The sequence below is a fragment of the Paenibacillus chitinolyticus genome, assembly GCF_045038035.1.
GTDB classification, from domain to species: Bacteria; Bacillota; Bacilli; order Paenibacillales; family NBRC-103111; genus Paenibacillus_F; species Paenibacillus_F chitinolyticus_A.
In genome coordinates, this window is the sequence record NZ_CP173427.1 from 4,864,438 (window position 1) to 4,877,022 (window position 12,585).

At 55.1% G+C, this 12,585-nt stretch carries 13 protein-coding genes and 1 riboswitch; of the genes, 2 read left to right on the forward strand and 11 right to left on the reverse strand.

What is annotated here, in order from left to right; genetic code table 11:
• Window positions 1–119: 119 nt before the first annotated feature.
• Window positions 120–326, reverse strand: a riboswitch (cobalamin riboswitch).
• 126 nt (window positions 327–452) lie between these two features.
• The 11 genes from ACI48J_RS21965 to ACI48J_RS22015 all read right to left on the reverse strand — a co-directional run bounded on the left by ACI48J_RS21965 (window position 453) and on the right by ACI48J_RS22015 (window position 11,258).
• Window positions 453–1,028 (reverse strand): hypothetical protein, encoded by a 576-nt coding sequence (locus tag ACI48J_RS21965; protein ID WP_326055066.1) that lies wholly within the window; start codon window positions 1,026–1,028, stop codon window positions 453–455.
• 54 nt (window positions 1,029–1,082) lie between these two features.
• Window positions 1,083–1,343 carry an aspartyl-phosphate phosphatase Spo0E family protein gene (locus ACI48J_RS21970; protein WP_326055067.1) on the reverse strand — a complete coding sequence of 87 codons (261 nt, stop codon included), beginning with the start codon at window positions 1,341–1,343 and terminating at the stop codon, window positions 1,083–1,085.
• Between the two features lie 70 nt (window positions 1,344–1,413).
• Window positions 1,414–2,610, reverse strand: coding sequence for an aminotransferase class I/II-fold pyridoxal phosphate-dependent enzyme (locus ACI48J_RS21975; protein WP_405080250.1), 1,197 nt, complete (start codon window positions 2,608–2,610; stop codon window positions 1,414–1,416).
• 12 nt (window positions 2,611–2,622) lie between these two features.
• Entirely contained in the window at window positions 2,623–3,114 is a 492-nt protein-coding gene (locus ACI48J_RS21980; protein ID WP_009676149.1) for an Lrp/AsnC family transcriptional regulator, read from the reverse strand.
• Between the two features lie 364 nt (window positions 3,115–3,478).
• On the reverse strand, window positions 3,479–3,787 hold the full coding sequence (locus ACI48J_RS21985; protein ID WP_009676083.1) for a GNAT family N-acetyltransferase: 309 nt from the start codon (window positions 3,785–3,787) through the stop codon (window positions 3,479–3,481).
• A 544-nt stretch (window positions 3,788–4,331) separates the two neighbouring features.
• Window positions 4,332–5,258, reverse strand: a complete 927-nt coding sequence (gene cysK, locus ACI48J_RS21990) for a cysteine synthase A (protein WP_405080251.1) — start codon at window positions 5,256–5,258, stop codon at window positions 4,332–4,334.
• 93 nt (window positions 5,259–5,351) lie between these two features.
• Window positions 5,352–6,683 carry an MFS transporter gene (locus tag ACI48J_RS21995; RefSeq protein WP_405080252.1) on the reverse strand — a complete coding sequence of 444 codons (1,332 nt, stop codon included), beginning with the start codon at window positions 6,681–6,683 and terminating at the stop codon, window positions 5,352–5,354.
• A 226-nt stretch (window positions 6,684–6,909) separates the two neighbouring features.
• Window positions 6,910–7,428, reverse strand: a complete 519-nt coding sequence (locus ACI48J_RS22000) for a hypothetical protein (protein ID WP_405080253.1) — start codon at window positions 7,426–7,428, stop codon at window positions 6,910–6,912.
• Between the two features lie 158 nt (window positions 7,429–7,586).
• Window positions 7,587–8,006, reverse strand: a complete 420-nt coding sequence (locus tag ACI48J_RS22005) for a DUF350 domain-containing protein (RefSeq protein ID WP_405080254.1) — start codon at window positions 8,004–8,006, stop codon at window positions 7,587–7,589.
• A gap of 95 nt (window positions 8,007–8,101) precedes the next feature.
• Window positions 8,102–8,776, reverse strand: coding sequence for a PspA/IM30 family protein (locus ACI48J_RS22010; RefSeq protein ID WP_326055073.1), 675 nt, complete (start codon window positions 8,774–8,776; stop codon window positions 8,102–8,104).
• A gap of 121 nt (window positions 8,777–8,897) precedes the next feature.
• Window positions 8,898–11,258, reverse strand: coding sequence for an endonuclease MutS2 (locus ACI48J_RS22015; protein WP_405080255.1), 2,361 nt, complete (start codon window positions 11,256–11,258; stop codon window positions 8,898–8,900).
• Window positions 11,259–11,531: 273 nt separating this feature from the next.
• Between ACI48J_RS22015 and ACI48J_RS22020 the strand changes: the two genes are divergently transcribed.
• Together ACI48J_RS22020 and ACI48J_RS22025 are read left to right on the forward strand one after the other, a co-directional pair.
• Window positions 11,532–11,897 carry a phage holin family protein gene (locus tag ACI48J_RS22020; protein WP_326055076.1) on the forward strand — a complete coding sequence of 122 codons (366 nt, stop codon included), beginning with the start codon at window positions 11,532–11,534 and terminating at the stop codon, window positions 11,895–11,897.
• Window positions 11,898–12,062: 165 nt separating this feature from the next.
• Window positions 12,063–12,431 (forward strand): cupredoxin domain-containing protein, encoded by a 369-nt coding sequence (locus ACI48J_RS22025; protein WP_009676126.1) that lies wholly within the window; start codon window positions 12,063–12,065, stop codon window positions 12,429–12,431.
• Window positions 12,432–12,585 lie beyond the last annotated feature (154 nt).

Consider the following 12,585-nt stretch of genomic DNA (forward strand, 5'->3'; position numbering starts at 1 on the left):
TGTCTACAAAAAATCCCCTCTATCCGGAGATAGAGGGGATAACTTTCGGAATCACGAGGTGAAACGGCCGTCAATCGGACGTCCTTTCCGGTTTCGCGCGATCCTCTCCTCGAAGGATATTGTGCTGCAAACCGGCAGGCAGGTCTCCTGACTTACGGGTGGCTGACCGTCTTGCCTTCCCATCCGCGCGCGGACAGTGGCATCGTAAGACGATCTCCGTATTACAGTGGCGGGACCGTGCCGGATTTGCACCGGCTTCCCTTTTCACCCTTGGCTTCGGCTCCGCTGGGAGACGCCGCTTCGGGACCTGTCGGTAAACGTATGAGGTTGGGCCTTCAAGTTCATCCCCCATTATAGGCCAAGCGGCGCCGGAAAGACAAGGACTTTAGTCACCGCACGGCTTGAAGTTCCTCGCGCGGGCCATAGAGTCGTGGCGGCGCCAAGGCCGCCCGTCATGATTTAGCGGCGATCTTTTTGAGCACCTCGAACGACTGCTCGGGATTGCGGCTGTTCACCGCCATGAAAGCGACGAGACCCTTTCCTTCCACCCCGTTATCCTTCATCCACTTGGAATACTGGAGCGGAATGCCATACAGGTGCGTCTCCTTCTTCGGCGCTTCGGGCGGATCTTTTTTCTTGCCGGCGGGTTCAATCGTCGCCTCGAGCACCCCCTCCGGATAGTCCTCCTGCTTGAAATGCTCTTCCAGCGGTAAAAATGCCCCTTCGGCCGCATAAATCTTAAATTGTTCTTCGGGAATGATCAGAATACCGTGATTGCCGTATCCCATTTCGACGATCATTTTCTCATTGGAAAAAAGCGGAGATGTATTCAAATAGATAGACGGCTTGTCCCCCACAAGCGCTTTCAACGAATTTTCAAGCTTAAAAGCGGCATCGACCGGTATACCGTCACGGGCCATCATAAAGATGGAAACATCCGCTTTGGGCTGGGCCTTCCCGCACCCGGAAACCAAGACGGTGAATAATAGAAGCAGTACAGCAGTCGAAAACCAGCGTTTCTGTGTCATCGTAATCCCTCCGTTGCCTGATAGCCTGTGCAAACGCTGCAAAAAAGCCGGCATTTACCGGCTCTTCTGGACTAGATTCATATATTCGTTAATCTTATGATCAAGAAGCGTACTCATTTCGATTACGGACTCGGAAGTCATAGCCTCACCGGACTGAACCATCTGTTCCAGTCTGTGCCGCATAAACTGAATTTCTTCTTCCAGGTGAAAGAGGGAGGCTAATTTGGCAGGTCGTTTGGATAACCAGCGTTGATCGGAAACGTCATGGCTGTACCAACCCGAGTGGTCGGCCAGACGATATTCTAAATAAGCCATACATATCCCTCCTTTACCCTAAAGATATCAGTTTTTTCCGATTCTGAAAACTATTTTTTGGGACAAGTCTTTACAATTTTTTCACAAAAGACCCAATACGGTCCAAAGCCTCGTTCAGCTGTGAAACGGAAGTCGCATAAGAGCAGCGGACGAAGCCTTCGCCGCCGTTGCCGAACACCTGTCCCGGAACGGCCGCCACTTTCGCTTCGGTCAGAAGCCGCTGAGCGAACTCTTCCGAGCTGAGGCCCGTCGAAGCGATGGAAGGGAACGCGTAGAACGCTCCCTGAGGCTCGTGGCAGTCGAGACCGATCTGCCGGAAGCCTTGAACGACCAGGCGTCTGCGCTGGTTATAGGACTCGATCATCCGGTCCTTCTCCTCCAGTCCGTTGCGGAGCGCCTCAAGCGCGGCAATCTGGCCCATGATCGGAGCGCACATGACCGTGTACTGATGGATCTTCAGCATCGCGGAGATCAGGTCCGGATGCCCGCACATGTAGCCGACTCTCCAGCCCGTCATGGCAAAAGCTTTCGCGAATCCGCTGACGAGAATGGTGCGGTCCCGCATGCCGGGCAGCGACGCGAAGCTCACGTGCTTGCTTCCGTAAGTGAGCTCCGCATAAATTTCATCGGCGATGACGATCAGATCGTTCTCTTCCACGATCCGAGCGATCGGCTCCCAGTCCTCGTACGTCATGATGCCGCCCGTCGGGTTGCTCGGATAGCTCAGAACGAGAACCTTGGATTTCGGCGTCAGACTTGCGCGGAGCGCCTCGGGCTTCAGCTTGAAGCTGTCCTTCGCGAAGGTCTCGATGCCGACCGGGACACCTCCGCTGATCGTGACGATCGGGCTGTAAGCGATGTAGCAGGGCTCCGGAACGAGAATTTCATCGCCCGGCGCAATCAGCGCGCGCAGCGCAAGGTCAATCGCCTCGCTGCCGCCGACCGTTACGACGACTTCATTCGAAGGCTCGTATTTCACGGCAAAATTCGTGTACAAATACTCGGCGATCGCTTCGCGAAGCTCAGGAAGGCCCGCATTCGGCGTATAGTTCGTCCGGCCTCTTTCCAGGGAATACACACACGCCTCGCGGACATGCCACGGCGTCACGAAGTCCGGTTCCCCGACGCCCAGAGAAATGATATCCTTGCTCCCGCTTACCAAATCAAAAAAACGCCGGATGCCCGAAGGAGGAATATCCCGGACCAGCGGTGACAAATAGCCCTGCATGGATTTCGGTTTGCTTCCGATTTCTTCCTGGTTTATCATCGTCATCGTCCTTTATGGTGAGACCAGCATCCGATGATCATCCTCACGGTCATCAAAAATGATCCCATCCTGTTTGTATTTTTTCAGAATAAAATGAGTTTTCGTTGACAATACCCGATCCAATGTCGACAGCTTGCTGGAAACGAAAGAAGACACTTCCCGCAGCGTACGGCCCTCGATCTCCACAAGCAGATCGTAAGCTCCGGACATCAGATAGACCGACTTCACTTCCGGATATAAATAAATGCGTTCCGCAATCGCGTCGAATCCGGTTCCCCGTTCAGGCGTGATCTGCACTTCGATCAGCGCGTTCACCTTGTCGCTGTCCACTTTGCTCCAGTTGAGCACGGTGGCGTACTTCACGATGATGTGCTCGTCTTCCATCTGGCGGATGGCCGCCGTCGCCTCTTCTTCCGTAATTCCCAGCATGGTCGCGATAAGCGCCGGAGAACGGCGGGAATCCTCTTTCAGAATATCCAGAATCTTGTGCTTCAAGTCGTCCATCGTCAAGCCTCCTACTAAAATCGTCATGAATAAGGTCCAATGAAATCAAGCATCGGATAGGGAAAATCGTTATCTTCCATATTACACGCAGCCCCCGCCGAATTCAATAAAAAACGGAAGCGCAAAAAAGCCGCAAGCACGCGCTCCTTGCAGCTTCATCTCCCTGCCCCGGCAAGCGGTGCGGCATCGCCCGGCGGCGCAAAACCGCCAGGTCGCTCCCCTAGCCTGCCGAGACTTCTCCCACCGGCTTTCTGCCTAAGAAGCCTCCGTGTATAAGCATTTCTCCCTATGCCCGGTCTCCGGGGCAGCCGGACGTGCTTTTGCGGGGCTTGCTGATCGCAGGAGCCTGCCGGCTGCATTCCGCTCAGCCAACTGTACGGCTGTAGGCCGACTGTTTGCCGCGCAGCAGACGCAGCATGGCCGATTCGATACCTCTTTTGCGGTAGGAAGGCAGAATAAGAACCGAAAGGGATACTTCGTTCTCCCACTCCACATCTCCGGTACAAAAGGCGATTCCGACCAGTTTCTGATCTTCGTAAGCGGAAATAAAACGGCCGTTTCCGATTTGCTTCAAACTTTTGCGATCGACCTTCTGGGAAGTTAATTCTGTATAGGATTGTATAAAGGGGTTCAGGACCCATGGTTTAGGCATCTCACCGGACAATGAAATCATTCTTGCAGGCCACCTTTCTACGAACAAGTGAGTCTGTGATAATTATACATGATAATGTATTTTTATTCAACGACTTCCTTTCATATTCCACACCTTCACAAAAAAAACCTATTCTCCTCCGGCAGCATCGTCCGCAATATGCGCAGGACAAATTACTCCTGCCGTTCCGCTTTCACAGCGCGCACAGTTCTAAAGCGCACGGTGCGACCTCGCATGACGGCGGTCTTCCTCCCCCAGGCGCCGGAGATGAAACTCTCCGTTCTTTATATGTAATCTCCACAAATTTAGTGAAGCATTCTGATTATCCCCTATGCATAAGGGCTGCCGCTTTATTTTTATTTATCTTGTCCGTTGATCCGCCTGTTCCTAAAAAGGACCGCATAATAAAAGAGCTTCCCCCGGATTCAGGGAAAGCTCTTTTTTGTAGGGACACCGATTACGCATCCTGTCCCGGCACGCTCTGTTAGGAAGGCGCGCTCGGAGGCAGCCGGGAATCCATCCTTCCGCAATGCTGCTGGATGGCCGTATCCCGCCGCCTCCGGCGTTATTCGCCGAAGATGCCCATGCTGAGGTACCGCTCGCCCGTATCGGGCGCGATGCACAGGACGCGCTTGCCGGGCCCCAGCTTGCGGGCCACCTGGATAGCCGTCCACACGGTTGCGCCCGCGGACGGACCGACTAGGATGCCTTCCCTGGCCGCGAGTTCGCGGGTGGTGCGCAGCGCATCCTCATCCTCTACCCGGACGATCTCGTCATAGACGTCCGTGTTCAAAATCTTCGGCACGAAGCCCGGCGACGTGCCGACCAGCTTGTGCGGGCCGGGTTCACCGCCCGACAGCACCGGCGAACCGGCCGGCTCGACGACATAGATCTCGATGCCGGGGATCCGCTCGCGCAGCACCTCGCCCGTGCCCGTGATCGTCCCGCCGGTGCCGGACGAAGCGACGAACGCGTCGAGCCTGCCGCCCGTCTGCTCGAGAATCTCCAAGGCGGTGGTCACCCGGTGAATGTCCGGGTTCGCCTTGTTCTCGAACTGCTGCGGGATGAAGCTGCCGGGAATGCCGCGCTGAAGCTCCACCGCTTTGGCAATCGCACCCGGCATACGTTCCGCCGCAAGCGTGAGCACCACATCCGCTCCGTAGGCCTTGAGCAGATTGATCCGCTCCTTGGTCATGTTATCCGGCATGACCAGAATCGCTTTATACCCCTTCGCGGCCGCGTTCATCGCCAGTCCGATGCCGGTGTTGCCGCTCGTCGGCTCGATGATCGTCGCGCCGGGCTTCAGCAGGCCGTCTTTCTCGGCCTGCGCTATCAAATTATAGGCCGCGCGGTCTTTTACGCTCCCGCTCGGATTGAAATATTCCAGCTTAACATACACGTCCGCATGCTCTTCGCTTGTCAGGCGGTTAAGCCGTACGGCAGGCGTGTCTCCTATCAGTTCGGCGATGCTGTTAACCAGTTTCCCGCTCATTTCCGGTCTCCTCCCCGTAGCACAATTCATTCTCTGTCCAATACAATGGGTCCAAACATATACCCACTATTTTTATAGGAATGGACAGCTCTGTCAAGAGTTTTCTGGATGCAGAACCTTTCTCATAAAGAGCCAGCTCAGGAACGGCGCGCTTCCGATCACAAGCAGCAGCGTATTAATCACCATCGTAGAGGTGCTTTGGGAGACAACGGCAATAAACAGCAGCGTACCGAGAATCCGCCCGGCATTCAGCGCCAGCTCCCTCAGAATGACGAACTCCTCCCGGTGCCTCACGCTTTCCTCGTCTCTCCCGATCAGATCAAATACGGACGACGTCATAGGAATCGTAAACAGCGGCAGAAAAAGGGAGGTCCCGATCCCGAACAGGAGCAGGGTCATATAATTCACTTTCCAGAAAAACGGGAGTATGGCCGCGATGACCATTAGCACCCCGAGGAGCATTCCTCTGCTTCTGTATCTGGGTTTGAGCACACGGCCGACCAGCCAGAAACTCACGAAGGAAACTCCCGAAGTAACCAAGGCGTAGCTTCCGAGCTTTTGCTCGCTCGTTGTGGCGATATACACCAGCAGCGAAATCATAAACCCGAATACGCCTTCGCGGAAACCTTGCGCCATCAAAGCGGCACAGACCGGCCTCCACGGTGTATCGCCCTGCCGTAAATGGCGGAAACCGTACGTCCAGCCGTAAGTGCCTTCGATCTTCCGCTTTTTCAGGAAAAAGCTCACCGCCACGCCGAGAACAAAAATACCCAGCGAGATCGAGAAGATAACCCGGTAACCGTTCGTACCCGCCATATGAACGATGATGAGTCCGGAAATCCACGGGGCCAGCATGCCGACGCCCGCTCCCAGCAAGCCCGCCCAGCCGTTGAATTTATCCCGCGTTTCCCTGCTCGTCACCTCGAAGTAGACGATGTTGAACGCCAGCCAGAAAAAACCCGAAGCCATCCCCTGAACCGCACCGAGCAGGAAAATGTAATTCACGCTGGACAGACCCAGCATCAGAACGAGCAGGTAAAAAACCGCCGACATGACAACGCCCGCACGGAGGCAGTTCATTTTGTTATGCTCTTTCACCCACTTGCCCGCCACCCAGAAAGTGAGCGCCATCGCAAGCTGATGCGTGAGTGTAAACCATCCGATCATGGCAAAATCGTTTTTGGCTTTCCATAGGTAGATACTGACGAACGTCCCGGACAAAGCGTTGGCGGCCGCAAAAAGCATATTTTCTATAAGCAGCAGGGCGGACTGGGCATCCAGTCTTCCCATGGTAGGTCTTTTCTTCTGCCCGGCGGAAGCCGGGGCATCCGCTTCATGTTCCCAGGGCTGCGCCGCAGCCGATTCCTTGTCCGCTCCGAACCAGCCTGCCAGCCGGGAGCGTCCCCGGTATTTGTCCTGCTGCATCCTCAAATCCCTTCCTTTCGAAGCCTGATCTTCCTTATCCTGTCCAAAAGAGGGCCTCTTCAAAGAAGCAGATAGGTTCCGTTTTTTTCCTGTTTCCCTTGCCGCATACCCCTGTTAATACGAAAAGTTAACGCCGCGTGCAGCTCTCGCCGCAGGATATGGCATCGTACGCAAAAAAAAACCGCTGCCATCCTAAGGACGGTTAGCGGTTTACGCTGCCTCTGTTTTAGTTGTCGGTTTGTTCTTTGGACGGATTCAATACGGCCAGAAGCTTCTCGCGGTCTTCTTCCGCCAAAAAAGTCTCAACCTTGAAGCAGGACGGACACACAAATACATTCAATTTGTAACCGGGATTCAGGAAAGCCTTGCCGACCGGCCCCGGTGTAACGGGGGTATAGCCCGTACCCGCGGTTACCTGCGTGCCCCCGTGGAGCATGAGTTCCCGGCAGGCGGAGCACTCGGGCGCTTCCTCCTGGGTATCCAGCACATTCTGGACAGCTTCGGCGTACTCGTTGGTATAGCCTGCGTCTTCTTCCCAGTCCAGGAAATCATCCGGACCGGCCGCCGGTTCCGCTTCTTCAGCCGGCTCGTCCCCTTCTTCTTCATCCGCGCCAAGCCGGATACTCCGATAATCGCTCAGTTCGTTATAGCAGTGCGGACATTCTTCTTCCGGTCCGATCTCCGGGTCCCATACGATTTCCGTCTGGCACCACGGGCATACGGTTTTCAGTTCTTCCTCGTTCACGCCAGTTCACCTCCGACAGGTCAATGATTCATCAAATACCAGACGCCCAGCCCCATAAACAGTACGGCCAGAGCAAATAAAATTCCCCATAAATATTTCATCTTTCGCTTTCCTTTCCGCCATCGCCAAGCGGTCGAAGAACCGGATCAAGATGCCCTTTAAGGCACGCAAGCTCCGACGACATACGAAATGGAGACGGATATCATCAGCGACAGCAGTCCCACCGCGCGATTGTCTTTCTGGATTTCTTCGTCGATTTTAAAATACGGCGTCAAAAATTCAAAAATAAAATAAGCGGCCATCAATAGAAGGAAGCCGTATCCGGCCCAAATGAGAGAGCGGATAAGCGAATCGTTGTTTTCGATAGCGAACCGGAACAGATTGCAGATTCCGAATATTTTACCGCCCGTAGCCATGGCCACGGAAACATTCCCGCGTTTGATCTCTTCCCAGTCATTGTACTTCGTTACAATCTCGAAAATGGTAAGAAATACGATAACGGCCACGACCGCCACAGAGAAGTATGCTAACGCTCCAAGGTAAGGATTGCCGACCAACTGATTCACCTCTTCGTACAAATGTATGCCTCCTCCGTCGCAAGGAATGGTAAACAAGGGAAGAGACTGAGAAAATTCTCAGTCTCCGCGTTAGGCATACCGCCATTATATCATGCTTATTGTTTTTTTTCAGCCAGCTTCGCTTTCATGGCCGCAAGCTCGTCGTCGATTCCGTCGTTCTTGCCGAGCTGGTCGAGTTCGTCGTCCAGGCTCTTGCCTTTGGAGCGGAGCTCGCCGCTCGCTTGCGCTTCGGCTTCAAGCTGAAGCACCTTCTCGGACATGCGGTCGAAGCCTTTCGCCGCGTTGTCGGTTCCGAAACCGGACATCGCCTGGTTGATGTGCTTCTGGGCTTTCGCCGCTTCGGCGCGGGCGATCAGAAGGTCTTTCTTGTTTTTCATTTTCGAAAATTCGTCTTTCATTTCGGCCAGCTGATTGCGGAGCTGATCGGCATTCGTTTTGGCGATGTCGTACTGGCGCTTCATTTCGTCGAAACGGGTCTGGTGCTCTTTCTTGTCTTCCAGCGCGCGGCGGGCGAGGTCTTCATTACCCTGCTCCAGAGCTTTCATGGCCTGCTCCGTACGCTTGCCGACCATTTCTTCCGCTTCTTCGTACTGTTGCTTGAATTTCTTCTCGATCGCGATCTGCTTGGCTACCGCAACTTCCGCTTCCTGAATGTCCTGCTCCATGTCTCTGAGGAACTGGTTCAGCATTTTTACCGGATCTTCCGCTTTATCGAGTAAATCGTTCATCGAAGCCATCGTCAAGTCTCTAAGTCTTTTAAAAATTCCCATTTGGAATTCCCTCCCGCTTTCGTTTGAATTGTGCTTTTATAACTTTCATACTTTTTCATACGGGGGACCTTTAAGAACGTTTCAATCATTTCCAAATATTTTTTTCGGATCTTCTGTCCGGTTACTTTAGTTCAACCACCGTCACACCGGTGCCGCCCTCGTTATAAGCTCCGATCCGGAAGCTTTTAACGTGCTTGTGCCTGCGCAGATAGTCCTGGATGCCCGTCCGCAGCACGCCGGTTCCTTTGCCGTGAATGACATACACTTGGGCGAAGTTGTTCAGGAACGATTCGTCGAGGAACCGGTCGAGTTCCATGATGCCTTCTTCCACGTTGGTTCCGCGAAGGTCAACTTCCATGCGGATGTTGTCGTCCCGGGTTCTTTTAACCGTGGCGGCAACTTGCTGGATCGGCTTTTTCTGAGGCGACGCCTTGATTACTTCGAGGTCGGTCTTGTTCACCTTCATCTTCATAATGCCCAGCTGCACGGTCACTTCCGACGGATTCACGATTTCTACGACGTGGCCTTTCTGGCCGAGGCTCACCACGCGCACCTCGTCGCCCGGCTCGACCTCCGCCTTGCTCCGCTCAGGGCGCTTAGCTCCCGGCTTGCGGAGCTTCGGCTCCGCCTCGTCGAGACGGCGGCGGGCCGCGATCAGCTTGTGATCCTTGATCGCGCCGGCCTCTTCCTTCGCCAGACGCCGCAGGTCGGCGATGATCTCTTCCGCTTCGCGGCGGGCCTTGGCGATCGCGTCCTGCGCTTCGCGCTCGGCTTTGAGCAGCACTTTGTCGCGCTGCTCGTCCAGCTTGGCGCGCTCCGCGGAGAGCGCCGCCCGCAGCTCTTCGTTCTCGCGCCGGATCTGCTCGGCGCTGTGGCGTTCCGCTTCGGCGGTCAGCCGGTTCTCCTCCAGCGAGGCGATCATCGTCTCGACGCGCTGGTCCTCGTCGCTGACCTGTCCGCGCGCTTTGTCGATAATCGCGCGCGGAAGACCGAGACGCTCCGCGATGGCGAACGCGTTGCTGCGGCCGGGAACCCCGACGAGCAGACGATACGTCGGGCTCAGCGTCTGCACGTCGAACTCCATGCTCGCGTTGATCACGCCGCGGCGCTCGAAGGCGTATGCCTTCAGCTCGCTGTAGTGAGTCGTCGCGATCATGCGGCAGCCCATCCGGTGGATGTTCTCCAGCAGCGAGATGGCGAGCGCGGATCCTTCCGCCGGGTCGGTTCCCGCCCCCAGCTCATCGAGGAGCACAAGGCTCTTCGGCGTCATATCACGGAGGATGCCGATAATATTCGTCATATGGCTGGAGAAGGTGCTGAGGCTCTGCTCGATGCTCTGCTCGTCTCCGATATCGGCGAAGATGCCGTCGAAGACGCACAGCTCGCTGCCTTCCTCCGCCGGGACGAACAGGCCGGACATCGCCATCAGGCTGAGCAGGCCGACGGTTTTCAGAGACACCGTCTTACCGCCGGTATTGGGTCCCGTCACGATAATCGTCGTGAAGCTCCCGCCGAGTTCCAGATCGATCGGAACGACTTTGTCGAGCGGAATCAGCGGATGACGCGCCTTTTTCAGCTTCAGAAAGCCCCGGTCGTTCAACTTCGGCAGCGTCGCCTTCATTTCACGCGCAAGTCCCGCCTTGGCGAACGTAAAGTCCAATTGGGCAAGCAGTTCGACGTCCGATAGAAGATCTTCCTCGATTTCAGCAACCTGCGCCGTCAGCATGCGGAGAATTTTCTCCACTTCGGCTTCTTCCTTGAATTTCAGCTCGCGGAGCCGGTTGTTCAGGGTAACGACGGCTTCCGGTTCAATGAATAGAGTTGCGCCCGACGCGGACTGATCATGAATCATGCCCCCGAACGAAGAACGGTATTCTTGTTTAACGGGGATGACATAGCGGTCTCCGCGCATCGTCACCAGTGCGTCTTGCAGCATTTTCTGCACGGACGGGTTGCGGATCATCTGCTCCAGCTTCTCGCGGACTCGCGCTTCGCCCGTCCGAAGCTCGCTGCGAACCCGGGAAAGCTCGCCGCTCGCGCTGTCCATCACCGCCGCGTTGTCGTCGATGCAGCTTTTGATCCGGTCTTCCGTCTCCTTGTTGTCACTGAGCAGCTCGGCCCAGCTCAGCAGCATCGGAACCGGATGCTGTTCGTTCATCGTCTCCAGAAACTTGCGGAGCCTGCGGCCCCCGTAGATCGTAGTCGCGATATCGAGCAGTTCGCTCGGATTGAGCATCCCTCCCACTCTGGCACGGTGCACGGCCGCACGGATATCACGGATCCCCCCGAAGGGGGCTCCGCCCTTAAGACGGTCGACCGCGAAAGCTTCGTCCGTCGCCTGCAGGCGCAGCTTCACTTCCTCAAAATCCCCGGAAGGCTTTACCTCCGCCGCTTTTGCCGTTCCCAGCGAGGTGGCCGCGTGGCTGCTCAGTTTATGTGTGATTTTATGAAATTCCATTGTCTTAAACGTTTTGGTATTCAAAGCATTCTCCCTCATCACATCTAGTATGATCTCTTTATTATATCCAATCCGAGACGGCGAAGCTATGGAGAGTTCTTTTATAACCTCCGGCTCATGCGAAAGCGCCGAGACGGGTATGCTAAAAAAGCGCATCCTGCCATGACCGCGGCGGGTGTACAATTACGTCTTTCGGTCCCGGCAGCAAGAAGCGGGTAACCCGGCCCAAGCGGGGGAATCAAGCGCAGACCGCTGCTTTGCGCCGTTCCGTCAACAAATCAAGGAGGTGCCTTTCCGATGCGATTTCTCGGTCATGTGATCAGATTTATCGTTTCCGCACTGGTTTTGATGGTTGTCAGCTGGATCGTTCCCGGTTTTTCAGTGGGCGGGTTCGTAAGCGCCCTGCTGCTGGCCATCGTCATCGCCGTGCTGGCCTGGATTATCGAAAGCATCTTCGGCAGGCAGATTACGCCGTTCGGACGGGGAATCGTGGGCTTCCTGACAAGCGCGCTTGTCATCTGGCTGTCCCAGTTCATCGTTACGGGCGTACATGCTTCCATCATCGGTGCGATCCTTGCCGCTCTTGTCGTCGGAATTGTCGATCTGTTTATTCCGGTCTCTCCGTTTGACAGAAAAGACAGCCGGCACAAAAGCACGCACTGACCGGCGGGATGCCGCGGCCGGATTCACGCTCTCCAGAGCGGGATCCGGTCTTCTTTTTTCACATCTTATTCGATGATTTGTCATAAAGGGTTCACTTGTTAGCCGCTGACTTCCCCGCCTTCCGGGTGTATGATGAGGGTGTATGAAACAAAGGGAGGGAAATTTATGAAAAAAACAGCAGCACTGCTGATGGCTCTTGTCCTTGTATTCGCTCTGGCCGCCTGCGGCAAAAAAACGGATACGGCGGCGACGGACGCTAACGCGACGGCAAGCCAGGAAATTACGCTTCAAGCTTCCAACTGGAAATTCGACCAGGCTGAATATAAAGTCAAAAAAGGCGAACCGCTGAAAATTAACCTGGACATCAAGGAAGGCGTTCACGGCGTATCGATACCGGACTTGAAAGTCAGTCTCGACAACAACAGCAAGAGCAAAGTCGTCACTCCGGAGAAAGCCGGCACTTATAACATTCTCTGCAGCATTCCTTGCGGAAGCGGCCACTCCACGATGACAGCCAAGCTCGTTGTAGAATAAAATAAGCCCGCCGGTAATTTCCGGCGAATTAAAAAAGGCTTGCGAATACGTATCGTCGATACGTTCCGCAAGCCTTTTTGTTTTGCAAAGCGGGCGCAGCCGCCCCCCTGCAGAAGCTTCTGAATTGACCGCCGTCATGCGGGACGCCGCGTGA